We start from the raw sequence: 22,729 nt of genomic DNA on the forward strand, positions 1-22,729 counted from the left end.
GACTTATCCCCGACGCCTTGCGGTATAAGGCCATTTCCCCATTCTGTGAGCGTGACATCATGACCGATTGCAAAGCTATGATCCTCGGATGCGGCGGGCTTACGCTTTCCGCTGACGAGATTGCCCTTTACCGCAATGAGCGGCCCTGGGGTTTCATCCTGTTCGGGCGCAATATCGGTGATGCGCAACAGATTACCGATCTCGTCGCCTCAATGCGCGATGCCGTCGCGCGGCCGGATGCCCCGGTTCTGATCGATCAGGAAGGCGGGCGCGTTCAGCGCATCAAGCCTCCGCTTTTGCAGGCCTATCCGAATGCCCGCATTCTCGGCGAAATATATGAGCGCGACCGCGAGGAAGGGCTGCGCGCGGCGTGGTTGATGTCGCGTCTGCATGCCTTCGATCTCATGAAATTCGGCATCAATATCGATTGCCTGCCGGTGCTCGACGTGCCGGTGGAAGGCGCCAGCAACGTCATTGGCAACCGGGCCTATGGCTACAGCCCGACCATGGTGGCGGAGATGGGGCAGGCGGCGGCTGACGGTCTCAAGGCGGGCGGCATGTTGCCTGTCATGAAACACATGCCGGGCCACGGTCGCGGCATGGTGGATTCGCACCATGAATTGCCTGTTGTCGATGTGCCGCTGGACGAGCTGGACGCCCATGATTTTGTGCCATTCCGCGCGCTGAACCGTGAATTGATGGCGATGAGCGCGCATCTGGTGTTCAATGCCGTCGATCGGGAGCGTCCGGCAACGACCTCGCCAAAGGTGATCGAGGAGATCATTCGTGGGCGAATCGGCTTTGACGGTCTGTTGATGTCCGACGACAGTTCCATGAATGCGCTGAAGGGCACGCTTGGCCAGCGTGCCGCGAATATTGTTGCGGGTGGCTGCGATATAGTCTTGCATTGCAACGGCGTGATGAGTGAAATGCTTGAGGTCGTGAAGGAGGTTCCCGTTCTTTCCGGCCGTTCGCTGGAGCGGGTGCGGGCCGTGGAAGCGGGTTTTCCCGCCACTGATGCCTCCGACGAAGCTGAACTGAGAGCCGAATTCAACGCCATGTGGGCCGTTTCCTGACAATCGGGCGGCGGCCCGGTACTCGGGACGACAGGCCGGACGCCCGGCGGATGGAACAATGGCAGCAGACAAGTCTCGCACTTCAACGCCTATGGACAAGCTCTGGCAGGATGTGACGCCGGAGCGGCTGACGGGCGAGGCCGGGCTGGTGATCGATGTCGCGGGTTTCGAAGGCCCGCTCGATCTGTTGCTACACCTTGCCCGCACGCAGAAGGTCGATCTGTCGCGCATTTCGGTGCTGGCGCTTGCCGAGCAATATCTGCAATTCGTGGAAACAGCCCGCCGCGTGCGCATCGAGCTTGCTGCCGACTATCTGGTGATGGCGGCCTGGCTTGCCTTCCTCAAGTCCAAGCTTCTCATTCCGCAGCAGGCGAAGGATGACGGCCCCTCCGGCGAAGAAATGGCCGCGACGCTGGCCTTCCGGCTGAAACGTCTGGAGGCGATGCGGGAGGCGGCTGAACGCCTCGTCAACCGCGCCCAGCTTGGCCGCGATATCTTCGCCCGTGGCGCGCCGGAGCATATTCCGCATATCAACCGCTCGGCTTACGAGGCGAACCTCTACGATCTCCTGAGTGCGTATGCCAATCTGCGGCAAAGGCAGGCCATCACCCAGGTCACGATTGAAAAGCGGCAGGTCTGGTCGCTTGTGGAAGCCCGGGAGCTTCTGAACAGTCTGCTCGKGGATGTCGGCGAGTGGACGGTGCTCGACCAATATCTGCTGCAATATGTGCCTGACCCCGCGATGCGCGTGACGGCAATCGCCAGCGCTTTCGCTGCCTCGCTGGAGCTCGTGCGCGAGGGATCGCTGCAAATCCGGCAGGAGGGCGCGTTCCAGCCCATCTATATGCGCAGGAGCGAGCGAGATGACCGCGCGCCGAATGCGGAAAGGACTGATAATGACGCATGACGACGAGACCGGCGAAGCCGCCATCGTGGCAGATGGGGCGGCGGATGTGGTTGGGGCCGAGCCCGCGGTATTTTCCGAGCGTCAGCTGAAGGAAGCCGAGCGCATTGCCGAGGCGCTGGTCTTTGCCTCGGCCGAACCGGTTTCAGTTGCCTTCATTGCCGAGCGGCTGCCGCGCGGCATGGATGTTGTTGCCATACTCCACGGGCTGAAGGCCGCTTATGGCGAGCGGGGTGTCAATCTGGTGCAGGTGGGCGGGCAATGGGCGTTCCGCACGGCCGGCGATCTCTCCTTCGTCGTCCATTCTGAGGAAAAGGAACCTAAGAAGCTTTCGCGTGCGGCGCTGGAGGTTCTGGCGATTGTGGCGTATCATCAGCCGGTGACACGCGCCGAAATCGAGGAAATCCGTGGCGTGCAAACCTCACGCGGTACCCTCGATGTGCTGATGGAAGCGGGTTGGGTGCGTTTCAGGGGCCGCAGGCGCACGCCGGGCAGGCCGGTGACGATCGGCACCACGGTGGAGTTTCTCGACCATTTCGGCCTTGAGGAATTGCGGGACTTGCCGGGCCTTGAGGAACTGAAGGGTGCGGGCCTGCTTTCGGGCCGTATTCCTTCCAATTTCGGCGTGCCTTTGCCGATGATGAGCGACGAATTGCGCGAAGACGAAGACCCGATCACGCAGCTCGATCTGGAAGAGTTGGGCCTGCTTGCACCTGGTGGCGGCGATGGCGACGATTGATATCGTCTTCATGCGGATGACAAGGCACGAAAACTTTATGCCCACAGCCTGTTGAAGCAACGATTTGTTGTTTGAAAAAGCCTTTCAAACGTCTTACATCGTCTGAAAGCGAAATTCAGGAGTTTCAGTTATGGGTTCTTTTAGTGTGTGGCATTGGCTGATCGTGCTGGTGATCGTTCTCGTTCTCTTCGGACGCGGAAAGATCCCGGAACTGATGGGCGATGTCGCCAAGGGCATCAAGAGCTTCAAGAAGGGCATGGCTGACGAAGATCAGACTCCGCCGCCGGCCGATGTCAACGCGAAGACTGTTGACCACAAGGCTGACGAGATCAAGTAAGCGGCTTGAACCTGCTTGTTTTGAGACTGGCGCTAGGGTCTCGGGAGCGTTTTGATGTTTGATATCGGTTGGAGCGAGCTTCTGGTGATCGCGGTCGTTTTGATCGTGGTCGTCGGTCCCAAGGACTTGCCGCCCATGATCCGCGCCTTCGGTAAGACGATGGCCGGCCTTCGCAAGATGGCGGGGGATTTCCGCACGCAGTTCGACGAGGCCTTGAAAGAGGCAGACATGGACGATGTGCGGCAGACAATCTCCGATGTGCGCAATCTCAACCCGACGAATTCCCTGCGCGATGCTATGAACCCGCTTCGCCAGCTCGGCAACGAAATCAAGTCTGATCTCCAGAAGGCGACAGCCGCTCCCGATGCGATGTCGTCGACAGCAGCACCTGCAACAAGTGAGCCGGTTGCTCCTCTTGTCAGCGTGCCCGAGCCCGAGATGAAGCTTCCGGATGTGGCACCTGCGGTCGTTCCCACGCCTTCTGCATCTGGGCCGGTTACTGCGGTTGCTGCTGCGGAAGAAAAGCCGAAGCGTGCGCGTGCGAAATCTGTCGCGACCGTTGAAGCCGAAGCGGTTGCCGCCAAGCCGAAACGCACCACCCGCAGCAAGCCTGCCGCAGCGCCTGTTGAAGAAGCTGCTGTCTTGAAGCCGACCGTGAAGGCTGTCGCCAAAAAGGTTGCTGTCAGGAAAGCGGCAGCTGAGAAGGCGGTTGCCGTTGCGGATGCCAAGCCGGCCAAACCGGCAAGAACCAAGGCTGCAAAGCCCAAAAAGGATGAAGCATGAGCGGGGACATCGAGGACAAGCCGCAGCCGCTTATCGAACATCTCATGGAGTTGCGCACGCGGCTGATCTGGTCGCTCGGCGCGTTCTTCGTCGCCTTCATCGCCTGTTTCGCCGTTGCCAAGCATCTCTTCAACCTGCTCGTCATTCCCTATAAGTGGGCGGTCATCTGGGCGGGGCTGGATGTGGCGAAATCATCGCTGATCTATACGGCGCCGCAGGAATTCTTCTTCACGCAGATCAAGGTTGCCATGTTCGGTGCCATGGTGATCTCCTTTCCGGTGATTGCCTCGCAGCTCTATAAATTCGTGGCGCCGGGCCTCTACAAGAACGAGCGCGCGGCCTTCCTGCCGTTCCTGATCGCGTCGCCGATCCTTTTCCTCATCGGCGCGGCGCTCGTCTATTTCTTCTTCACGCCCATGGTCATGTGGTTCTTCCTCGCCATGCAGCAATTGCCAGTAGATGGCGAGGTGGCGATTTCCCTGATGCCGAAGGTGTCGGAATATCTCAGCCTCATCATGACGCTGGTTTTGTCCTTCGGCCTGGTATTCCAGCTGCCTGTCGTCACCACGCTTCTGGCGCGGGTCGGGATTCTGACCAGCGACTGGCTGCGGGAAAAGCGCAAGTTCGCCATTGTCATGGCCTTCGTGGTTGCGGCCGTGCTGACGCCGCCAGACCCCATGTCCCAGATCGGTCTTGCGCTACCTGCGATCATTCTCTACGAGATTTCCATCTACATGGCTCGACTCGTGGAGAGGAAACGTGCTGCGGAATCCAAAAGCACGGAGCTGGAAGAGACCTGACGCTTCGCCACGGTCTTCCTGCTCATCAAATCTCCTCGCGCCGGGCCTTTCGCCCGGCGTTTTGCTGATAAAACGCGAGCGACCAACAATAGTCTGGAACGACGATGCACGACATTAAATGGATACGCGAAAACCCCGAAGCCTTTGATGCAGCACTTGCACGGCGCGGCGCAGAGCCTGCCGCAAGCAGCCTGATCGCTCTCGACGAAAAGCGCCGTTCCGTCATCCAGTCCCTGCAGGACATGCAGTCGCGTCGCAATGCCGCTTCCAAGGACATCGGCGCCGCCATGGCGCAGAAGAACATGGAGCTGGCGGAAAAGCTGAAAGCGGAAGTCGCCGACATCAAGGAAAACATGCCGCGCGCCGAGGAGGAGGACCGCCAGGTCACCGCCGAGCTTAACGACGCCCTGTCGCGCCTGCCCAACATGCCTTTCGACGATGTTCCTGACGGCAAGGACGAACACGACAATGTGGTGACCCGCGTGGTCGGCCAGAAGCCCGGCTGGAACCATGAAGCAAAGGAGCACTTCGAGATTGGCGAAGCGCTCGGCTACATGGATTTCGAGCGGGCTGCCAAGCTTTCCGGCTCGCGCTTCACCGTGCTGACCAGCCAGCTGGCGCGTCTGGAACGGGCGCTCGGCCAGTTCATGATCGACCTGCACACCTCGGAACATGGCTACACGGAAGTCTCTTCGCCGCTGATGGTGCGCGATGAGGCGATGTTCGGCACCGGCCAATTGCCGAAGTTTTCCGAGGATCTGTTCAAGACCACTGATGGCCGCTGGTTGATCCCGACGGCGGAAGTGACGCTGACCAACCTTGTCTCCGGCGAAATTCTCGAGCAGGAAAAGCTGCCGCTGCGCTTTACGGCACTTACGCCGTCCTTCCGTTCGGAAGCGGGCTCTGCCGGCCGTGACACACGCGGCATGCTGCGCCAGCACCAGTTCTGGAAATGCGAACTCGTCTCCATCACCGACGCGGAAAGTGCTGTTGCCGAGCATGAGCGCATGACGGCCTGCGCCGAAGAAGTGCTGAAGCGTCTTGGCCTGCATTTCCGCACCATGACGCTGTGCACCGGCGATATGGGTTTCAGCGCGCGCAAGACCTACGATCTGGAAGTGTGGTTGCCCGGCCAGAACACCTACCGCGAAATTTCGTCCTGCTCCGTCTGCGGCGATTTCCAGGCGCGGCGCATGAATGCGCGTTATCGCGGCAAGGACGACAAGGCGACGAAGTTCGTGCACACGCTGAACGGCTCCGGCACCGCCGTCGGCCGCTGCCTGATCGCCGTTCTCGAAAATTACCTGAACGACGACGGTTCTGTCACAATTCCAGACGTGCTGCTGCCCTATATGGGCGGTCTGACACGGATCGAGAAGGCGGCCTGAGGGAGCGCAGCGTCGTGCTATTGGAAGGAGAATCTTCCAATACGCCGACGTCATCCTCGGGCCTGTCCCGAGGATCTGCAACCTGTCGATTAATTTAGACGTGATTAGATCCTCGGGACAGGCCCGAGGATGACGTTGAGAGAACTGCACACCTCACTGCCGGTGGGGAGGATGCTCCGTCCCGGAAGATATGAAAAGCGGAGAGAGAAACATGCGGATTTTGCTGACCAATGACGACGGTATCCATGCCGAAGGGCTGGCGGTGCTGGAACGTATCGCCCGCACGCTGTCCGATGACGTCTGGATCGTGGCGCCCGAGACCGACCAGAGCGGTCTTGCTCACTCCCTTACTCTATCCGAGCCGCTGCGGCTGCGCAAGGTTTCCGACAAGCATTTCGCGCTGCGCGGTACGCCGACCGATTGCGTCATTATGGGCATCCGTGAAGTTCTGCCGGAAAAGCCCGATCTCGTACTCTCAGGTGTCAATGCCGGCGCCAATATGGCTGACGATGTCACCTATTCCGGCACGATTGCCGGCGCCATTGAAGGTACGCTGCAAGGGGTACGCTCCTTCGCACTCAGCCAGGCTTTCAGCCATTCCGAAGGCCGCGTCGTGCCGTGGGAGGTGACCGAGACCCATGCGCCGGATCTGCTGCGCAAGCTGATGAATGTGGAATTGCCTGATGGCACCTTCCTCAATCTCAATTTCCCCAATTGCGCACCTGATGATGTGCAGGGTGTCTCCGTTACCGGGCAGGGCAAGCTCGATTTCGGCCTGACGGTAGAAGAACGCCAGGATGGCCGCGGTCTTCCTTATTACTGGCTGCGCTTTGGCGAACGCCTCGGCACCTTCCGTGAGGGCACGGATATCCACGCTTTGAAGCACGGCAAGATTTCGGTCACGCCGCTAAAGCTTGACCTTACGGATTACACGGTCAAGGATCGGGTTGCGCAAGCACTTGGATTCGGAGTCGCCGATTGAAATCCGCAATGGTTGAAAAGGAAGGTTTTGCCGCTCTCGTTCTCCGCTTGCGGGGCGAGGGGATTTCCGATCTCGACCTTTTGACGGCGGTCGAACAGACGCCGCGCTCCAAATTCGTGCCGCCGCAATTCGCCGCTGATGCCTATTCCAGCCGTACAATCCCGATCGACTGCGGCGCCTTCATGGAAGGCGCTGACATGGCGGTGAAAATCCTGGCCCGCCTGCAATTGAAGCCGGGCCAGCGCGTGCTGGAAATCGGCACCGGCAGCGGTTTCATGACGGCGATCATCGCGCGCCGGGTGGAGCGGGTCTTTTCGCTGGAGCGATACAAGACGCTGGTGCAGCAGGCGCAGAACTGTCTGGACGATCTTTCCATCCGCAATGTCGTCATCCGCCAGGCGGATGGCAGCAACGGTCTGGTCGGCGAGGGCACCTTCGACCGAATCGTCGCCACCGCCGCCTTTACCACCATGCCCCGCTTTTTCGCCGAGCAAATCGTCTCCGGCGGCATGATGATCGCGCCGATCATTCTGGAAGACGGGCGCTGCATGATGACGCGCTTCTCCAAGACCGGCAGCCGCTTCGAGAAGGAAGAGCTGTTCGAGACGCCCTATCTGCCGCTTGGCAGCCATATTGCGCGGCATTTGTGACAAAATGAAAATATCGAAGGCGATTAATTTTCGTCTTAGAATGTTCTAAATCATCACAACCAACTGATTTTCCATAATAATATTGTTCCGACATGACACGTGCCGTTTTCGTCATGGTTATCGAAGTGTCAAAAAAGCGCCGAGCGGCTTAACGTTTTAACGGCGTGGTAACACTAACGCGCTTTAATCATAAACATCGACGCATGGTTTTCCCGGGATCGGGAAATGGGCCTTGCAAGAAGTGAAATTTGTGCCGGATCGACCTCGATGCGGCGGGTTGGCGTCAGTGTAGATCGAGTTATGCGTATGAGACATTCGTCTAAAATCGGAAAATCAGTCGCAAAAATGTTCGCAGCGGCATTGCTGGCAAGCGTCGCAACGGGCTGTAGCTCGGATGCAACGCGGTTCAGCGGCCTCTTTTCCAGTGGACCGGATCGGATGACGACAGCGTCAATTCCAGCCCGCCAGGGCGGCGGTGCTTATGGGCAGGCCCCGGTCCCGCAAGGCGACATGAACGGTGGTTATGCCTCTGCGGCACCCCAGGGCGGCTACGCCAATCAGAACATGGCGGCCAACTCCTATCCGTCTTCCGGCGGTTATGGCGGTGGCGTTCAGCCTTCGACGGCCCGTTCGGCTTCGGCCTCTCCGGTGCAGCGCTCCGAGCTGTCGGCTCCGCCGGCGGTGGCAAGCCGCGACCCGTCGACCCGCAACGAAGCCATGGCCCAGCCTTTCCCGTCCGCACAACGACCAGCCGCTCCGTCTCTCGCAGCGCCTGCACAGCAGGCTGCCGCTCCCGTTGCCGACAATCTCACCACCGCAACCGTCCGTTCCGACAAGAACGGCTGGCATACGGATGGCGCCTCTTCGGTAACGCTGCGTCCGGGTGAAAGCATCGCGACTATCTCCAACCGCTACGGCGTTCCCGAAAAGGAACTGCTGCGGGTCAACGGTCTGAAGACCGCGGCGTCCGCGCAGGCTGGCCAGTCGATCCTTATTCCGAAATTCGGTCAGGTCCGCAATGCCGCCAAGGCTGCGGCTGGTGACATTGCGCTCAACAGCAACGGCGACGAGCCGAACCCGCTGCGTGGTCCAGACCAGAAGGTAGCCGTGCTGCCCTCGCAGAGTGTTGCCCGCGACAAGGTTTCGGCCGAAAACGGCAAGCTCACACCTCCCGGTGGCAAGCCTATGCCGCCAGCCGGTGGTTACAAGGTTCAGCCGGGCGACAGCCTGGCAAAGATCGCTCGTGAAAACGGCGTTTCGGTTGCAGCCCTCAAGGCCGCGAACGGCATTTCCACCGAAAGCATCCGTGTCGGCCAGACACTCGCCATGCCGGGTGCTTCGACCGACGCCATCAAGACAGCCTCCGTACCTGCAAAGGAAGCGGCCAAGGCAGTGGAAACCGCATCCGCCAAGCCGGAACCCTACAAGGCTCCTGCCGCAGCTGCGACCGTACCGTCCGCTCCTGCCGCAACGGCAAGCGTCGGCGATATCGAGAAGAAGTCCGATATGGCCTCGCTCGCTCCGGAATCCACGGGCATCGGCAAATATCGCTGGCCGGTTCGTGGCGCCGTCATCAACAATTTCGGCGACAACGTCGAAGGCAGCCGCAACGATGGCATCAACATCTCCGTTCCGGAAGGCACGCCAATCAAGGCCGCCGAAAACGGTGTGGTCATCTATGCGGGCAATGGCCTTAAGCAGCTCGGCAACACGGTTCTCGTCCGTCATGACGACGGTAAGGTCACCGTTTACGGCAACGCCGCCAATCTCGACGTGCAGCGCGGCCAGAAGGTTCAGCGCGGCCAGACCATTGCCACGTCAGGCATGACCGGCAGCGCCAAACGTCCTCAGGTTCACTTCGAAGTTCGCAAGGATGCGACGCCGGTGAACCCCTCCGGTTTCCTTGAATAGGTATTGCGTCTCAAGGAATGATGAAGCCGGGCCGAACGCCCGGCTTTTTCATTTTTGGGGGTAGGCCAAGCGTCCTCACACATTCGACGTCATCCTCGGGCTTGACCCGAGGATCCATGGTGCGGTCGGTTTGCGGGCCCCCGGGTCAAGCCCGAGGATGACGGAGGAGAAGAGTTTGCCGAAACGGCAGTTACGCCCTCACCAACCCAACCGTCTTCTCGATGAAGTCCGCAATCGTGGCGGTATCGTCGAGATCGAAGACGGGAAGGGTGGTGTCGGTCACCGCGTGGTCGGCGGCAATTGCGATGATGTGCGGATCGCTTCCGGCAAGCGGTTCGGTCTTGGCAGCTTCCAGTCGGCGCGCCTCGATCTTCGGCACCGGCTCGTATTTGTAACCCTCGATCAGTACGAGATCGCAAGGGGCGAGGCGGGCGAGGATTTCCTTAAAGGACGGTTCGGCTTCGCCGCGCAATTCATGCATGATGGCAAAGCGGGTACCGGAGACGATGGTGACCTCGTGCGCGCCCGCCTGACGGTGACGCCAACTATCGGCGCCAACCTTGTCGATATCGAAATCATGATGGGCATGCTTGATGGTCGAGACCCGATAGCCGCGCGCCGTCAGCTCGGTGACGATGCGGACCGCAAGGCCGGTCTTGCCCGAGTTTTTCCAGCCGGCAATACCGAAGACCTTTTGGCTCATCATGGTTCCATGCTCTCCAGATAGCTTCGAGCGAGCGCCAGTTCATCCGGCGTGTTGATGTTGAAGAACGGATCGAGGCTGCCCTTGGCCGTTTCCAGCGGCGGGAAGGCGATACCGATCGTGACGTGTCGTGCAAGATAGGCGCGGATGCGCCGGTTTGCATCGTTCTTCAGCCATTCCTCCAGATCGTCCGCGAGCGCCACGGGCCATAGCGCGAAAACCGGGTGCAACTGGCCGCTGGAGGCGGCGATGACGATTGCGTCTTCGGCCATGTGTTCGCAGAGGCGGTCGACGAGATCTTCGGGAAAGAACGGGCTGTCGGCGGGCACTGTCAGGAAGTGGCTTTTCCGGGCGTGATGGTTCTGGAAATGCCGCATGCCGGCGAGAACGCCAGCGAGCGGCCCGGCATGGCCGTTCACGGTGTCAGGCAGCAACGGCAGGCCAAAGCTTTCGGCCCAGCCATTCGCGGCATTGATGGTGACATCTGACACCTGTGGCGCGATGCGGCGCACGACATGGGAAAGCAGCGGTTCGTCGCCCAGCATCACGGTCGCCTTGTTGGTGCCCATCCGTCGCGACAGGCCGCCGGCAAGCACAAGACCGGGTATTTCAAATCGCGCCGTCATTGCCGCTTTTCCTGCAGCCTTACAATATAGGTGGTGAGGAGGGCGACAAGGCCGGTCGCCAGCATCACGAGAAGAAGCGGCCAGGTTCCGTCCTCCTTGGACAGAACCGAGGAGGCAAGCACGGAAAGTGCCGCACCGCCGCCGATGGTCATGGCGCCGCCGAGACCGGAGGCGGAGCCTGCCAGATGCGGCTGGACGCTGACCATGCCTGCATTGGCACTTGGCAGTGTCACACCGTTTCCGACACCAATGAGCGCAAGCGGCACGAAAAACGCATAGGGGCTTTCCGCCCCAGTGGAGATCAGCGCTATGGCTGCGACAATGCCGGCGATGGCGACGACATTGCCCGACAGCATCATGCGGGTGATGCCGATCTGGCTCGCATAACGGCCGGAGACGAAGTTGCCGAGCATGTAGCCGCTGGCCATGAAGAAGAATTGCAGGCCGAGCATGGCCGGGGCAAGGCCATAAAGCACGCTGCCGACGAAGGGGGCGCCGCCGAGAAACGAAAAGAACATGCCCGACGAGAAGGTCGAGGTCAGCGCATATCCCCAGAAGAGTGGCGAGCGCAGAAGTTCCGGCCAGGCGTGGAACTGCTGCGAGAAGCTTGCCGATCTGTTGTGATTGGTTTCGCCGAGATCAAACCAGGCGAGCACCAGAATGCCGACCCCGAGCAGGGCAAGAAGCGCAAAGCTGGATTGCCATCCGGAGATATCGTTGAGCAGACCGCCAACCGTGGGGCCGACCATCGGCACCACTGACATGCCCATGGTCACATAGCCGATCATCGAAGCGGCTTGTTCCATCGGCACCATGTCGCGCACGATGGCGCGCGCCAGCACGAAACCGGAAACGACGGCCGCCTGCGCCACACGCCCGAACATGAAGACGGTGATATCTGGCGCCAGCATGCAGACTAGCGTGGCGACGATCATCATCGCGATGCTGGCAAGCATGACGGGCCGGCGTCCGAAAAGATCGGATAGCGGGCCGATGAGGAGTTGCAGGCAGGCTGTAGCGGCAAGATAGCCGGACACGGCAAATTGCATCACGGCGTAATCGGTCTCGAAATCGAGCGCCATCGCTGCAAGCGAGGGCAGGAACAGGTTCATGCAAAGCGCCGCGACGCCGGCGATAACGACGAGCGTGATGATGTGGGGCGGGGTGGTGCGATCCAGAAAGCGGGCGTTTTTCATGTCATTCTCCCGCTTTTTCCGTAAAGGCAGCTTTCGTTACGGAAGCTGGCCGCACGGTGGTCGCGGCAGTGGGCGTGGCGGCGGAGCGCTTGGCCATCTGCGAGCGCTTGCGCAGGCTTTCACGGTAGAAGGTGTAGAGGCCCGAGCCGATGACGATCACGGCGCCGACGATCGTGAAGCTGTCGATCTTTTCGTTGAAGAAGAACACGCCGATCATGAAACCCCAGAGCAGGCTGGTGTAACGGAACGGCGCGACGAAGGAGATTTCACCGGTTCGCATTGCCAGAATGATTGCCTGGTAACCGACCAGCACCAGAACGGCAGAACCGGCCAGATGCGACAGGATCATGAAGTTCATGGGCTGCCAGCCGCCGAAGGGCTGGATCAGCAGGCCACCCACCGCCATGTTGACGGAGGCGGTAACGAAGGTGACGGCAAGCGAGGGGACATCCGCATACATCTTGCGGGTCAGAAGATCACGCGCGGCGGTGACCGCCAGCGAGGCGACGACCAGCAGCGCGCCTGAGGTGAAGCCTTCCGGGCCGGGCCGGATGATGACGAGCACGCCAATGAAGCCGACGATGATCGCCGCCCAGCGCCGCCAGCCGACGGGCTCGCGCAGGAACAGTGCGGCACCCAGCGTGACGATCAGCGGCAGGGACTGCAATATGGCCGAGGCGTTGGAAAATTCTATGAGTCCGAGCGCCGTCAGATAGAGAACGGCGGCTGTCACTTCGCAGAGACAGCGCAGGATGATGATGGGGCGCATCAGGGTTTTCAGCGGCCGGAGCGCGCCGAAGTGCCGGGCGGCGATATAAATCAGCACCACCGTCATGATGCCGCGCACGAACATGATCTGGCCGGTATTGATGTAGGGGGTGACGGATTTCGTCAGGGCGTCGTTGGCCGTAAAGCTTGCCATGGCGAGCGCCATCAGAAGGGCGCCGCGCGTATTGTCCGTCAATGCCATTTCATACTGTCCCAGACCATGCGCAGCCTAACCCCAAATTCCTCTCAGGGGTCGCCCGCCGGGCGGGACCGCGCATTCCTCCATGCCAAGAGACCTGACACGGCCAAGCCGGCATTTCAACCGCTTAAATGGGTGGGTGGACGAGAAACAGGTTCAGCCGCCGGTCACACTCATATGGCGGGCGACAGCGGGGCGCTTGTGGGTGCGGTCAATGATGAAATCATGCCCTTTCGGCTTGCGCAAAATGGCCTCGTCTATGGCGCCCGAGAGATAGGCGTCGCTGTCGGAAGCGCGCAGCGCCGTGCGAAGGTCGGCGGCATCGTCCTGCCCGAGACACATATAGAGCGTACCGGTGCAGGTGAGGCGGACGCGGTTGCAGCTTTCGCAGAAATTATGGGTCATGGGTGTGATGAAACCGAGCCTGCCACCGGTTTCCTTCACCGTCACGTAGCGGGCAGGGCCGCCGGTCTGGTAGTCGTTGTCTACAAGTGTGAAGCTTTGTTCCAGATCGGCGCGCAGCCTGGAAAGCGGCAGGTAGCGATCGGTACGATCTTCCTCGATCTCGCCCATCGGCATGGTCTCGATGACAGTCAGGTCCATACCGCGACCATGGGCGAAACGCATCAGCTCGGGAATTTCAGTCTCGTTGAAGTCCTTCAGCGCGACGGCATTGAGCTTGATCTTGATGCCGGCGGCCTGCGCGGCATCCAGCCCTTCCATCACACGGTCGATATCGCCCCAGCGGGTGATCTCGCGGAATTTCTGCGGGTCCAGCGTATCGAGCGAGACGTTGATGCGCCGCACGCCGCAATCGGCGAGTTCAGCGGCGAATTTCGCAAGCTGCGAACCGTTGGTGGTCAGCGTCAGCTCATCCAGCGCGCCGGTGCCAATATGGCGGCCGAGGTTCCTCACCAGCATCATGATGTTCTTGCGCACCAGCGGCTCGCCGCCGGTCAACCTCAGCTTGCGCACGCCCCGTTGAATGAAGACGGAACAGAGCCGGTCGAGTTCCTCCAGCGTCAGAAGGTCCTTCTTCGGCAGGAAGGTCATGTGTTCGGACATGCAGTAGGTACAGCGGAAATCGCAGCGGTCTGTCACGGAAACGCGCAGATAGGTTATGGACCGACCGAAAGGGTCCACCATCGGTGCTTTGTTTTCCGTCAGGGACTGCGCTCTTTCGAGCGATCCGGGGAAACTGTTCACGTCTCCGTCCTCACTGCGCGATGCGCCGGGCACAAGATTGCCGGGCATGTGCTTTACAGGTGATGTAGTGACTTGCCTATCGCGAGGCAAGTCCGTAATTCTGACGCATAAGACGAGCTTGCGGAAGTGAAAAATGAGTGATGCCTGGCCGACTGAACTGCTTGTGTCGAAAGACCGGCGGCAACTGACCGTTTCCTTCGATGATGGAAGCGTCTATCGGCTTGGCGCCGAGATGCTGCGCGTGCTTTCACCCTCCGCGGAAGTGCAGGGCCACGGGCCGGGCCAGAAGGTCACTGTTCCCGGCAAGCGCAACGTGACGATCCGCTCCATGATGGCGACGGGCAATTATGCCGTGCGCATCGTCTTCGACGACGGCCATGACAGCGGCATCTTTACCTGGAGATATCTGAAGGAACTGGGAGAGACCGGCGACGCATCGTTTGCCGATTATGAGCGACAGCTCGCCGAAAAGGGCTTGAGCAGGGAACCGCTATCCCGGTAGGCGGGCGCAAGGCCTGCGGATACTCCCCACCCTCATTCCTGTGACAAGCACAGAAATGAGGGGAGAAGGGCAGCGGCATCTGAAGCCCACATGCCTTATGGACAAATAACCCGTTGAATCTGCGTATCGTCCTTCTGTAAAATCATTTTCGATTTTCATACTGATGCGCTAGGAAGTGAGGGAGGGAACACCCTCGTTCTATCAATTTAAACGGGGTGATGTGTGGCGGTCGAAGCGAACGGAAATGATCTGGCCCAGGTGGTCGTGCTTTTGGCGGCGGGCGTGGTGGCCGCGCCGATTTTCAAGCGCATAGGCCTCGGTTCGGTGCTGGGTTATCTGGCCGCCGGCCTGGTGATCGGGCCATATGGCTTCGGTTTCTTCTCCGATTCGCAGGCGATCCTTCATATCGCCGAACTCGGCGTGGTGATGTTCCTGTTCATCATCGGCCTTGAAATGCAGCCGTCACGGCTGTGGTCCATGCGGCAGGATATTTTCGGGCTTGGCGCGCTGCAGGTGCTGGTCTGTATGGCGGGTCTGACGATGGTTGGCGTCAGTCTCGGCTTTCCGCTCATCATGTCATTTGTCGCCGGTACCGGCTTCGTGCTGACTTCCACGGCAATCGTCATGCAGATGCTGCAGGAACGCAACAGCATGTCCAGCCTCAAGGGCCAGCGCATCATCGCCATCCTGCTGTTTGAGGATCTCGCCATCGTGCCGCTTCTGGCGCTCGTTGCCTTCCTCGGTGCTGGTGGTGAGCACGTCACACCCTCGGAGCGCTGGATTTCCGTCGGCATCGCGCTTGCCGCCGTCGGCGCGCTCATTCTGGCCGGGCGTTATCTTCTCAACCCGTTCTTCCGCCTGCTGGCGGCGTCCGGTGCGCGCGAGGTAATGACAGCCGCCGCTTTGCTGGTGGTGCTCGGTTCGGCGCTGTTGATGCAGGTCAGCGGTCTTTCCATGGCGATGGGCGCGTTTCTGGCTGGTGTGCTACTGTCCGAATCGTCGTTCCGCCATCAGCTGGAAGCGGATATCGAGCCGTTTCGCGGCATTCTGCTCGGCCTGTTCTTTCTTGGCGTCGGCATGGCGATCGATCTTGCCGTCATTGCGTCGAACTGGCAGCTCGTGGTCGTCAGCGTCGCAGGTTACATGCTGCTCAAGGCATTCCTGATCTACGGCGTGGCGCGGGCGCTCGGCACCACCAGGCGCGAAAGCCTGGAGCGGGCCGTGTTGATGGCGCAGGGTGGCGAATTCGCCTTCGTGCTCTATTCCGCCGCTGTCAGCGCCGGCATCCTCGACCGCGAAGCCAACGCCATCCTGACGGCGACCATCATCATCTCGATGGTGCTGACGCCGCTGATGGTCATTCTGCACGACCGGCTGGTGCCGGCGGCCGTTCCCAAGACCGATGATCTCGATGTGCCGGAAAATGTCGAGGGCAGCATTCTGCTGATCGGTTTCGGGCGTTTCGGCCAGATTGTCAGCCAGCCGCTTCTCGCGCGTGGCTACACGCTGTCGCTGATCGACAAGGATGCCGACTTTGTGCGCGATGCTGCGGAATTCGGTTTCAAGGTCTATTATGGCGATGGTTCACGCGCGGAAATCCTGCATGCCGCCGGGGCAAGCACCGCGCGTGCCGTGCTGATCTGCGTCGACGACAAGGAAGCCGCTGTGCGGATCGCGGAGATCGTCAAGCATGAGTTTCCGCTGGTTCCCGTTCTTGCCCGTGCCTATGACCGTGGCCACGCAATCGATCTTGTGAAGGCCGGCGTGGATTACCAGATCCGCGAGACGCTGGAATCGGCGATGAATTTCAGCGAGGAAGTGCTTGGCGCCATGGGCGAGGAGCGGGAAGATGCTGCCCGCTTGGTGGAGGAATTCCGCGACCGCGACGAGGAACGTTTCGCGATGGAAGTCGTCGGCGGCATTTATGCGGGCCGGTCGCTGATCCGCGGCAATGCCCAGCCGGCGGACCTCGTTGCTGCACGCACCGCGCGCGAACGGGCGGAGCGGGAAAAAGCGGAAGCGGCAGAGGAATAACGCGCCCTGATTTATGGGTGGGGCAGATTGATTGCAGGAGTTGGAGCGGACAATGACGGTCATTCGCACGGTTGAGGAATTGAAGGCCATTTACGATGGCACAAGCGAGGCATCTATCGCGAAGGTGACAGCCACGCTGACCGCCGAATACCGGCAGATGATCGAGGCTTCGCCATTTCTGGCGCTGGCGACTGTCGGGCCGGAAGGCATGGACTGTTCGCCGCGCGGCGACAAGGGCGGTGTGGTAAGGGTGGCCGACGACAGGACGGTGCTTTTGCCCGACTGGCGCGGCAACAACCGCATCGATTCGCTTTTGAACATCGTGCGCGATCCACGCGTGGCGCTGATGTTCCTGATCCCGGGCTCGAATACAACGATGCGCATCAACGGCCGCGCTCTCGTTTCGGTCGCACCCGATCTGCTGCAAAGCTTCGAAATGGACGGAAAACACCCGCGCACCGTCATTGTGGTCGAAATCGACGAGGTCTATTTCCAGTGCGCGAGGGCCTTGATGCGCTCGGAACTGTGGAACCCCGATAACTTCGTGGAACCCGCGTCACTGCCCACACCCGGCAGCCTGCTCAAAGCCGCCAAGGCGGAGTTCGATCAGGAGACTTATGACCGCGAATGGGCGGTTCGGGCGGCGAAGACCATGTGGTGACGTGTCTTTTGCCGCAGCAACAGGTGCTCACGCAACAGGGCGTGGGGGCGGAGGGAGCACTGCATTCAATATGCTCACTAACCGGCGCCATCCTTCTCACGTCCGATAAATCAGCCAGTTCTTGCCGATATAGTTCTTCTGCATGCCGTCCTCGTAAATGACGGAACGGTTCCTGCCGGTTTCCTTGGCGTGGTAAAGTGCCATATCGGCATGTCCGTAAAGTTCGCCCGGATTGTTTGCCTGCGAGGCGGAGGCGAAGCCTATCGAGATCGTCACCGTACCGTAGTCGGCGCCCGATCTTGAATTGCGGAACGGTGTGCTTTCCAGCGACAGGCGGATGCGCTCACAGATCACCATGACTTCTTCCGGCGTGTTGCCATCAAGAATGATGGCGAATTCCTCGCCGCCGCTTCTGGCGACGAAGCCGTCCTTGCGGACATTGGCGCGGATGACGGAGGCGACTGTGGCCAGTATCTTGTCGCCGACCGGGTGGCCGAACGTATCGTTGATCCGCTTGAAATGGTCGATGTCGAGCAGGATGAGCGTCGTATATTGCAGGCCGATGGAGCTGTCGTAGACGGAGGCCAGCCTGTCATCGAAAGCGCGACGGTTGGAAAGGCGCGTCAGCGAATCGGTATTGGCGATGCGCTTGTATTCATCCAGCTCCAGACGCACCTGTTGCATTTCCTCGGCATGGCGGTTGACGTCGTTGAACGCCTTTTCGCCATCGATGATTTTCGAGCCGGTGGCCTCGGCCAGCAGCGAGACCGCATTTTTCAGGATATTGGTGCTCGATACGGTCTTGTCGTCAATGCGCTGACGGGTCTCGCCGAGAATTCTGTTGTAGTTCTCGATGGAGGACTGTTCGCGCCTCAGCGTTCCGAGAAGTGCCTCCAGTTCACGCCGCAGCTTCTCGTGCGCGTCGTCGATCGAGGCAATGGGATTGCCTTCCCCGTACCGCGCGGACAATTCGTCCAGATCCTCCTGCGTCACCCGGTTTCCCAGTGCCGCCAGATCTCTCGTCAGCGCCGGGTTCGAGCCAATATAGGCTTCGTAAAAAAGGCTATAGTTGCGCGGGATCGGCGACACACCCATGCTCCGCATGGCGTAGGCAATCTGCCCGGCGATGTCGGGCCCCGTGGATTTGGGCGTGGATGCCGTGTTCATCAAGAAACTCCAGTGAGTCTGCTTATCGACTATGATTATTATTATGTAGGCCGTTTTGAAAAGCTTAATTTATGGGAAACTAATTTTTGTTCCCTGAAATTTGATCTTCGGCAATTTTTATCTTATTTAGCTGATAATTATAAGTAATTCTCATTTCGAGGAAGTTCCGGAGTTTTTTGATTTCTACTGCTTGTCTTGGTGCCAGCTTCGTATTTATTCTGTCAATCCCGATAGTGATTTTAGGGTGATTTATTTCGGCGCAACAACGTAGGGTGATAATCGGGAGATGGTTGAGGCACGGAGTTTTTCATCTGGCGAGACGCCGCTTATAAGTAACGAACTTCTTCGCGCATGTCCGGATACAGCAACGTTACAGTTTTTATTACGTCGTCTCAACAGGAGTGGCTGCAGTTCGTCTCATTTCTGTGACTACTTGCGGTGGAAATTGCGCAAGATTTTGAAACAATGCGTTGTTTTGTGCGCCGCCGGAATATGTCCCGTCAGGCTCTAAGCCGTATCACCGAGCATTCCGCACCTGCGTCAACTGCCGGCGCATTTGGCGGGCGCACGATCAGGCCGTCTGAATGTGCCAGTATGTTCATCATGGATGAATCCTGTTTGGCATAGGCTTGCGCCACCAGAGCGCCGTTGTCATCGGCGCTGAAACGGGAGCGAAGATAATCCTGCCGGTGATCGTTCGCCTTCAGCGGTGTGGCGGTTCGGGCTGTGGTGACGCGTTGCGGCGGAATGCGGCGGGCGATTCTGTGGAGCAGTGGCTCGAGGAACAGCAGGCCGCAGACGAGGCTCGCGACTGGATTTCCTGGCAGGCCCAGAACCTGCATGGCATCGATGGTGCCCACCATCAGCGGTTTTCCAGGACGCATGGCAATGCGCCAGAAATCGAGCTGCATGCCTTCGGCCTTAAGCGCCGCCTGAACGAGATCATGGTCGCCGACAGAGGCGCCGCCGAGCGTCACGAGCACATCGGCCTTTGCCGCGACAGCCTTGCCGATGGTGGCGCGGATCAGCGTGTCGTTGTCGGGTATAATCCCGAGATCGAGAACCTCCGCACCGGCTGCCCGCGCAAGTGCGGCGACACCGAAGGTGTTCGAGGCGATGATCTGGGCGGGAAGGGGCGTGCTTCCGGGCGGCAGCAATTCGTCGCCGGTGGCAAGGATGGCGACCAGTGGCTTGCGATAGACTGCAAGCGTTGCGTGATTCATCGCCGCCGCAACGGTGAGATCGGTGAAGCAGAGTTCGCGGCCGGACTTCAAAACGGTGTCGCCCTCGGCAAAATCCTGTCCGCGCGGGCGAATGTGGCGCCCGGCGGTGATGTCGAAAGCGGTGCGGATTTTGCCCTCGCCGAGAAGCTCGGCATCTTCCTGAATGAGAATGGCATCCGCACCCGCTGGCACCGGTGCGCCGGTAAAGATACGCACGGCCTCGCCTTTACCCACCGTGCCCGCGAAAGCGTGGCCTGCGGCAGCCTGGCCTATGACGGTGAGGACTGACCCGATTTGTGGCGCATCGGTACTGCGCAGCGCATAGCCGTCCATGGCCGAGGCATCGAAAGGCGGCTGGGTAAGACGCGCCGCAAGGTCAGCCGCAAGGACGCGGCCATCGCATTCGGCGAGCGGAAGGGTTTCGCTGTCAACCACAGGAACCGCCGCCTCCAGAAGGCGCGTTACGGCCTCATCCACGGGCAGCAGTGGCTTCATTCAGGTCTCCTGTCGCCGGAAATCGCCCGAATTGCCGCCGCTCTTTTCGAGAAGGCGGATATTGACGATCTCCATCGCCTTGTCGGCGGCTTTGGCCATATCGTAAATGGTCAGGCAGGCGATGGACACGGCGGTCAGCGCCTCCATCTCCACGCCGGTCTTGCCGGAAAGCTTCACCATTGCCTCCACCCGCAGGCCGGGCAGGGCAGCGTCTTCGGTAATGTCCACCGCAACCTTGGTCAGCATCAGCGGGTGGCAGAGCGGGATGAGGTTTGCCGTCTGCTTGGCTGCCATGATGCCCGCGAGCCGGGCTGTGCCGATGACGTCACCCTTCTTGGCATTACCATCGCGGATGAGCGCCAGCGTTTCCGGCTTCATCTTCACGAAGCCTTCGGCAACGGCGACACGGACGGTCTCGGCTTTGTCGCCGACATCGACCATATGGGCCTCGCCGCTCGCATCGATATGGGTGAGCTTTGTCGCCTCGCTCATCGGCGCATCATTCCGCCGCCAGAACGCCGGATTGGCCGGTTAGCAGGGTTTTGGTAGCTGCTGTCACATCGTCCTTGCGCATCAGGCTTTCGCCGACGAGGAAGGTGCTGATGCCGCTCTTTTCGAGGCGCTGGCAATCCCCATAGGTGAAGATGCCACTTTCGCCGACCAGCAGCTTGTCGGCGGGCACGAGGCCAGCCAGTTTCTCGCTGGTTTCGAGGCTGACCTCGAAAGTGCGCAGATTGCGGTTATTGATGCCGAGAAGCGGCGAGGCGAGCTTCAGCGCCCGTTCGGTTTCTTCCGCATCATGCACCTCGACCAGTACGTCCATGCCTAGTGAAAAAGCCTCGTCTTCAAGGCGTTTCGCCTCATCGTCGGAAAGAGACGCCATGATGAGCAGGATGCAGTCCGCGCCCCAGGCGCGGGCCTCATGCACCTGATAGGTGTCGAACATGAAATCCTTGCGCAGCGCAGGCAGCGCGCAGGCATTGCGGGCAGCCGTCAGAAATTCCGGCGCACCCTGAAAGCTCGGCGTGTCCGTCAGCACGGAAAGACAGGCGGCGCCACCAGCCTCATAGGCGGCGGCCAGTGCCGGCGGATCGAAATCCGGGCGGATCAGCCCCTTGGAGGGGCTGGCCTTCTTGATTTCGGCAATCAGACCGAATTTGCCCTCAGCCTGCTTTGTCCGCAGCGCTTTGTAAAAACCGCGCGGCGCAGTCTGGCCTGCGGCCATCGCCTTGAGATCGGCAAGTGAAACCCTGGCCTTGGCGGCGGCAATTTCCTCGCGCTTGTAGATCTCGATATTTTTCAGAATGTCGCTCATGGTTTCGCTCTCATTCCTTTTAGTGGTCGGCCTGCCCGGAGACTGTTTCATTGGAGACAGCGACCAGGCGGTCGAGCGCTGCTGCCGCCGCGCCGCTGTCGAGCGCTTGGCTCACGGTCGTCATCGCCTCGCCAAGCGTTTCGGCCTTGCCGGCAATGACAAGGGCTGCCGCGGCGTTGCACAGCGATACGTCGCGATAGGCGTTGCGCTTGCCGGACAGAACCTCGCGAAGTGCCGCTGCATTGGCAATGCCGTCGCCACCCTTGAGGTCTGCCATGGAAGCGGGTTCAACACCGAAATCCTTCGGCGTCAGGTCGAAGGTGCGGATCTTGCCGTTTTCAAGCGCCGCCACATGGGTGACGCCTGTCGTCGTGACTTCATCCATGCCGTCGCCATGTACGACCCAGATGCTTTCCGAGCCGAGATCGCGCAGCACTTCGGCAAGCGGCACCAGCCAGCGCGGCGAAAAGACGCCGAGCAATTGGCGCTTCGCGCCCGCCGGGTTGGAAAGCGGGCCGAGCAGGTTGAAGATGGTGCGCGTGCCAAGTTCGACGCGGCTTGGACCGACATGGCGCATGGCGGAATGGTGCAGCTGCGCGAACATGAAGCCGAGTCCCGCCTCACTGATGCAGCGGGCGATAAGGTCAGGGCCGATATCCAGCTTCACGCCGAGTGCGGACAGCGCATCCGCCGTGCCGGATTTGGAGCTTAGCGCCCGGTTACCGTGCTTGGCAACGGGAAGGCCCGTGCCGGCAACGATGATCGAGGCGAGCGTCGAGATATTGTAGGTGCCGATGCCGTCACCGCCGGTTCCGACGATGTCGATCGCGTTTTCGGGGGCCGAAACCGGCAGCATGCGCGCGCGCATGGAGGAGACGGCGCCGACAATCTCGTCCACCGTCTCGCCGCGCACGCGCAGTGCCATCAGGAAACCGCCGATCTGCGACGGGGTTGCTTCGCCCGACATCAGAATGTCGAAAGCGGCCCGCGATTCCTCACGGTTCAGGCTTTCCCCGTTTGCGACCTTTGCGATCAGCGGTTTCAGTTCGGCCATCGTTTCCGCC

Annotated in this window: 23 protein-coding genes; 13 read left to right on the forward strand and 10 right to left on the reverse strand. The window is 60.3% G+C overall.

Annotated features, from left to right (window positions below):
- Positions 1-59: 59 nt before the first annotated feature.
- The 10 genes from nagZ to AC1DCP_RS06155 all read left to right on the forward strand — a co-directional run bounded on the left by nagZ (position 60) and on the right by AC1DCP_RS06155 (position 9,570).
- Positions 60-1,076: a beta-N-acetylhexosaminidase gene (gene nagZ / locus AC1DCP_RS06110; protein ID WP_065687300.1), complete on the forward strand. Its 1,017-nt coding sequence runs from the start codon at positions 60-62 to the stop codon at positions 1,074-1,076.
- Positions 1,077-1,134: 58 nt separating this feature from the next.
- The gene (locus AC1DCP_RS06115) at positions 1,135-1,983 is read left to right on the forward strand and encodes a segregation and condensation protein A (RefSeq protein WP_476774185.1); all 849 of its coding nucleotides are present in this window, start codon (positions 1,135-1,137) and stop codon (positions 1,981-1,983) included.
- The gene (scpB, locus tag AC1DCP_RS06120; RefSeq protein WP_019566157.1) at positions 1,973-2,719 is read left to right on the forward strand and encodes an SMC-Scp complex subunit ScpB; all 747 of its coding nucleotides are present in this window, start codon (positions 1,973-1,975) and stop codon (positions 2,717-2,719) included. Before AC1DCP_RS06115 ends, scpB begins: the two co-directional genes overlap by 11 nt.
- A 130-nt stretch (positions 2,720-2,849) precedes the next feature.
- Positions 2,850-3,056 carry a twin-arginine translocase TatA/TatE family subunit gene (locus AC1DCP_RS06125; RefSeq protein ID WP_003515599.1) on the forward strand — a complete coding sequence of 69 codons (207 nt, stop codon included), beginning with the start codon at positions 2,850-2,852 and terminating at the stop codon, positions 3,054-3,056.
- Between the two features lie 54 nt (positions 3,057-3,110).
- Positions 3,111-3,839: a Sec-independent protein translocase protein TatB gene (tatB, locus tag AC1DCP_RS06130; RefSeq protein ID WP_065687301.1), complete on the forward strand. Its 729-nt coding sequence runs from the start codon at positions 3,111-3,113 to the stop codon at positions 3,837-3,839.
- Positions 3,836-4,639, forward strand: coding sequence for a twin-arginine translocase subunit TatC (gene tatC, locus AC1DCP_RS06135; RefSeq protein WP_003515595.1), 804 nt, complete (start codon positions 3,836-3,838; stop codon positions 4,637-4,639). Before tatB ends, tatC begins: the two co-directional genes overlap by 4 nt.
- Before the next feature lie 104 nt (positions 4,640-4,743).
- Complete coding sequence (serS, locus tag AC1DCP_RS06140) at positions 4,744-6,027, forward strand: serine--tRNA ligase (RefSeq protein ID WP_065687302.1); 1,284 nt, start codon at positions 4,744-4,746, stop codon at positions 6,025-6,027.
- Positions 6,028-6,238: 211 nt separating this feature from the next.
- Positions 6,239-7,009: a 5'/3'-nucleotidase SurE gene (surE, locus tag AC1DCP_RS06145; protein WP_003515592.1), complete on the forward strand. Its 771-nt coding sequence runs from the start codon at positions 6,239-6,241 to the stop codon at positions 7,007-7,009.
- Positions 7,010-7,017: 8 nt separating this feature from the next.
- Positions 7,018-7,659, forward strand: a complete 642-nt coding sequence (locus AC1DCP_RS06150) for a protein-L-isoaspartate(D-aspartate) O-methyltransferase (RefSeq protein ID WP_081308406.1) — start codon at positions 7,018-7,020, stop codon at positions 7,657-7,659.
- A gap of 345 nt (positions 7,660-8,004) precedes the next feature.
- Positions 8,005-9,570 (forward strand): peptidoglycan DD-metalloendopeptidase family protein, encoded by a 1,566-nt coding sequence (locus AC1DCP_RS06155; RefSeq protein WP_476774186.1) that lies wholly within the window; start codon positions 8,005-8,007, stop codon positions 9,568-9,570.
- Positions 9,571-9,760: 190 nt separating this feature from the next.
- Here AC1DCP_RS06155 and mobB read toward each other — a convergent pair whose 3' ends face one another.
- The 5 genes from mobB to moaA form a co-directional block, all read right to left on the reverse strand.
- Positions 9,761-10,276 (reverse strand): molybdopterin-guanine dinucleotide biosynthesis protein B, encoded by a 516-nt coding sequence (mobB, locus tag AC1DCP_RS06160; RefSeq protein WP_065660874.1) that lies wholly within the window; start codon positions 10,274-10,276, stop codon positions 9,761-9,763.
- Positions 10,273-10,899, reverse strand: coding sequence for a molybdenum cofactor guanylyltransferase MobA (mobA, locus tag AC1DCP_RS06165; RefSeq protein ID WP_025593629.1), 627 nt, complete (start codon positions 10,897-10,899; stop codon positions 10,273-10,275). The genes mobB and mobA overlap by 4 nt, the downstream gene beginning before the upstream one ends.
- Positions 10,896-12,095, reverse strand: a complete 1,200-nt coding sequence (locus AC1DCP_RS06170; RefSeq protein ID WP_065687304.1) for a multidrug effflux MFS transporter — start codon at positions 12,093-12,095, stop codon at positions 10,896-10,898. Before AC1DCP_RS06170 ends, mobA begins: the two co-directional genes overlap by 4 nt.
- Before the next feature lies 1 nt (position 12,096).
- Positions 12,097-13,065, reverse strand: coding sequence for a DMT family transporter (locus AC1DCP_RS06175; protein ID WP_065659332.1), 969 nt, complete (start codon positions 13,063-13,065; stop codon positions 12,097-12,099).
- Positions 13,066-13,218: 153 nt separating this feature from the next.
- Positions 13,219-14,316: a GTP 3',8-cyclase MoaA gene (gene moaA / locus AC1DCP_RS06180; protein ID WP_019566166.1), complete on the reverse strand. Its 1,098-nt coding sequence runs from the start codon at positions 14,314-14,316 to the stop codon at positions 13,219-13,221.
- An 85-nt stretch (positions 14,317-14,401) separates the two neighbouring features.
- Here moaA and AC1DCP_RS06185 point away from each other — a divergent pair, with 85 nt between their 5' ends.
- The 3 genes from AC1DCP_RS06185 (at position 14,402) to AC1DCP_RS06195 (ending at position 17,465) form a co-directional block, all read left to right on the forward strand.
- A complete protein-coding gene (locus AC1DCP_RS06185) occupies positions 14,402-14,770 on the forward strand; it encodes a gamma-butyrobetaine hydroxylase family protein (RefSeq protein WP_003515573.1) in 369 nt (122 codons plus the stop codon).
- 222 nt (positions 14,771-14,992) lie between these two features.
- Positions 14,993-16,804, forward strand: coding sequence for a monovalent cation:proton antiporter-2 (CPA2) family protein (locus AC1DCP_RS06190; protein ID WP_013636269.1), 1,812 nt, complete (start codon positions 14,993-14,995; stop codon positions 16,802-16,804).
- Between the two features lie 52 nt (positions 16,805-16,856).
- Positions 16,857-17,465 (forward strand): pyridoxamine 5'-phosphate oxidase family protein, encoded by a 609-nt coding sequence (locus tag AC1DCP_RS06195; RefSeq protein WP_013636268.1) that lies wholly within the window; start codon positions 16,857-16,859, stop codon positions 17,463-17,465.
- Positions 17,466-17,561: 96 nt separating this feature from the next.
- Here the strand turns inward: AC1DCP_RS06195 and AC1DCP_RS06200 are convergent, their stop codons facing one another.
- The 5 genes from AC1DCP_RS06200 to trpD all read right to left on the reverse strand — a co-directional run bounded on the left by AC1DCP_RS06200 (position 17,562) and on the right by trpD (position 22,719).
- On the reverse strand, positions 17,562-18,632 hold the full coding sequence (locus AC1DCP_RS06200; RefSeq protein ID WP_476774187.1) for a GGDEF domain-containing protein: 1,071 nt from the start codon (positions 18,630-18,632) through the stop codon (positions 17,562-17,564).
- 500 nt (positions 18,633-19,132) lie between these two features.
- On the reverse strand, positions 19,133-20,350 hold the full coding sequence (locus AC1DCP_RS06205; RefSeq protein WP_065687306.1) for a molybdopterin molybdotransferase MoeA: 1,218 nt from the start codon (positions 20,348-20,350) through the stop codon (positions 19,133-19,135).
- The gene (moaC, locus tag AC1DCP_RS06210) at positions 20,351-20,842 is read right to left on the reverse strand and encodes a cyclic pyranopterin monophosphate synthase MoaC (protein ID WP_065687307.1); all 492 of its coding nucleotides are present in this window, start codon (positions 20,840-20,842) and stop codon (positions 20,351-20,353) included.
- Positions 20,843-20,849: 7 nt separating this feature from the next.
- Positions 20,850-21,665, reverse strand: a complete 816-nt coding sequence (trpC, locus tag AC1DCP_RS06215; RefSeq protein ID WP_112152873.1) for an indole-3-glycerol phosphate synthase TrpC — start codon at positions 21,663-21,665, stop codon at positions 20,850-20,852.
- Positions 21,666-21,684: 19 nt separating this feature from the next.
- Positions 21,685-22,719, reverse strand: coding sequence for an anthranilate phosphoribosyltransferase (trpD, locus tag AC1DCP_RS06220; RefSeq protein WP_013636264.1), 1,035 nt, complete (start codon positions 22,717-22,719; stop codon positions 21,685-21,687).
- Between the last annotated feature and the right edge of the window lie 10 nt (positions 22,720-22,729).

The sequence above is a fragment of the Agrobacterium sp. 10T429 genome, assembly GCF_056393925.1.

Coding starts and splice junctions, on each gene's coding strand:
- surE (WP_003515592.1), top strand. CDS start 6,239: ATGCGGATTTTGCTGACCAATGACGACGGTATCCATGCCGAAGGGCTG.
- AC1DCP_RS06200 (WP_476774187.1), bottom strand. CDS start 18,632: ATGAACACGGCATCCACGCCCAAATCCACGGGGCCCGACATCGCCGGG.
- tatB (WP_065687301.1), top strand. CDS start 3,111: ATGTTTGATATCGGTTGGAGCGAGCTTCTGGTGATCGCGGTCGTTTTG.
- tatC (WP_003515595.1), top strand. CDS start 3,836: ATGAGCGGGGACATCGAGGACAAGCCGCAGCCGCTTATCGAACATCTC.
- serS (WP_065687302.1), top strand. CDS start 4,744: ATGCACGACATTAAATGGATACGCGAAAACCCCGAAGCCTTTGATGCA.
- trpD (WP_013636264.1), bottom strand. CDS start 22,719: ATGGCCGAACTGAAACCGCTGATCGCAAAGGTCGCAAACGGGGAAAGC.
- AC1DCP_RS06170 (WP_065687304.1), bottom strand. CDS start 12,095: ATGAAAAACGCCCGCTTTCTGGATCGCACCACCCCGCCCCACATCATC.
- scpB (WP_019566157.1), top strand. CDS start 1,973: ATGACGCATGACGACGAGACCGGCGAAGCCGCCATCGTGGCAGATGGG.
- mobB (WP_065660874.1), bottom strand. CDS start 10,276: ATGATGAGCCAAAAGGTCTTCGGTATTGCCGGCTGGAAAAACTCGGGC.
- mobA (WP_025593629.1), bottom strand. CDS start 10,899: ATGACGGCGCGATTTGAAATACCCGGTCTTGTGCTTGCCGGCGGCCTG.
- moaA (WP_019566166.1), bottom strand. CDS start 14,316: ATGCCCGGCAATCTTGTGCCCGGCGCATCGCGCAGTGAGGACGGAGAC.
- trpC (WP_112152873.1), bottom strand. CDS start 21,665: ATGAGCGACATTCTGAAAAATATCGAGATCTACAAGCGCGAGGAAATT.
- AC1DCP_RS06205 (WP_065687306.1), bottom strand. CDS start 20,350: ATGAAGCCACTGCTGCCCGTGGATGAGGCCGTAACGCGCCTTCTGGAG.
- moaC (WP_065687307.1), bottom strand. CDS start 20,842: ATGAGCGAGGCGACAAAGCTCACCCATATCGATGCGAGCGGCGAGGCC.
- AC1DCP_RS06155 (WP_476774186.1), top strand. CDS start 8,005: ATGTTCGCAGCGGCATTGCTGGCAAGCGTCGCAACGGGCTGTAGCTCG.
- AC1DCP_RS06175 (WP_065659332.1), bottom strand. CDS start 13,065: ATGGCATTGACGGACAATACGCGCGGCGCCCTTCTGATGGCGCTCGCC.
- AC1DCP_RS06125 (WP_003515599.1), top strand. CDS start 2,850: ATGGGTTCTTTTAGTGTGTGGCATTGGCTGATCGTGCTGGTGATCGTT.
- nagZ (WP_065687300.1), top strand. CDS start 60: ATGACCGATTGCAAAGCTATGATCCTCGGATGCGGCGGGCTTACGCTT.
- AC1DCP_RS06185 (WP_003515573.1), top strand. CDS start 14,402: ATGAGTGATGCCTGGCCGACTGAACTGCTTGTGTCGAAAGACCGGCGG.
- AC1DCP_RS06150 (WP_081308406.1), top strand. CDS start 7,018: ATGGTTGAAAAGGAAGGTTTTGCCGCTCTCGTTCTCCGCTTGCGGGGC.
- AC1DCP_RS06195 (WP_013636268.1), top strand. CDS start 16,857: ATGACGGTCATTCGCACGGTTGAGGAATTGAAGGCCATTTACGATGGC.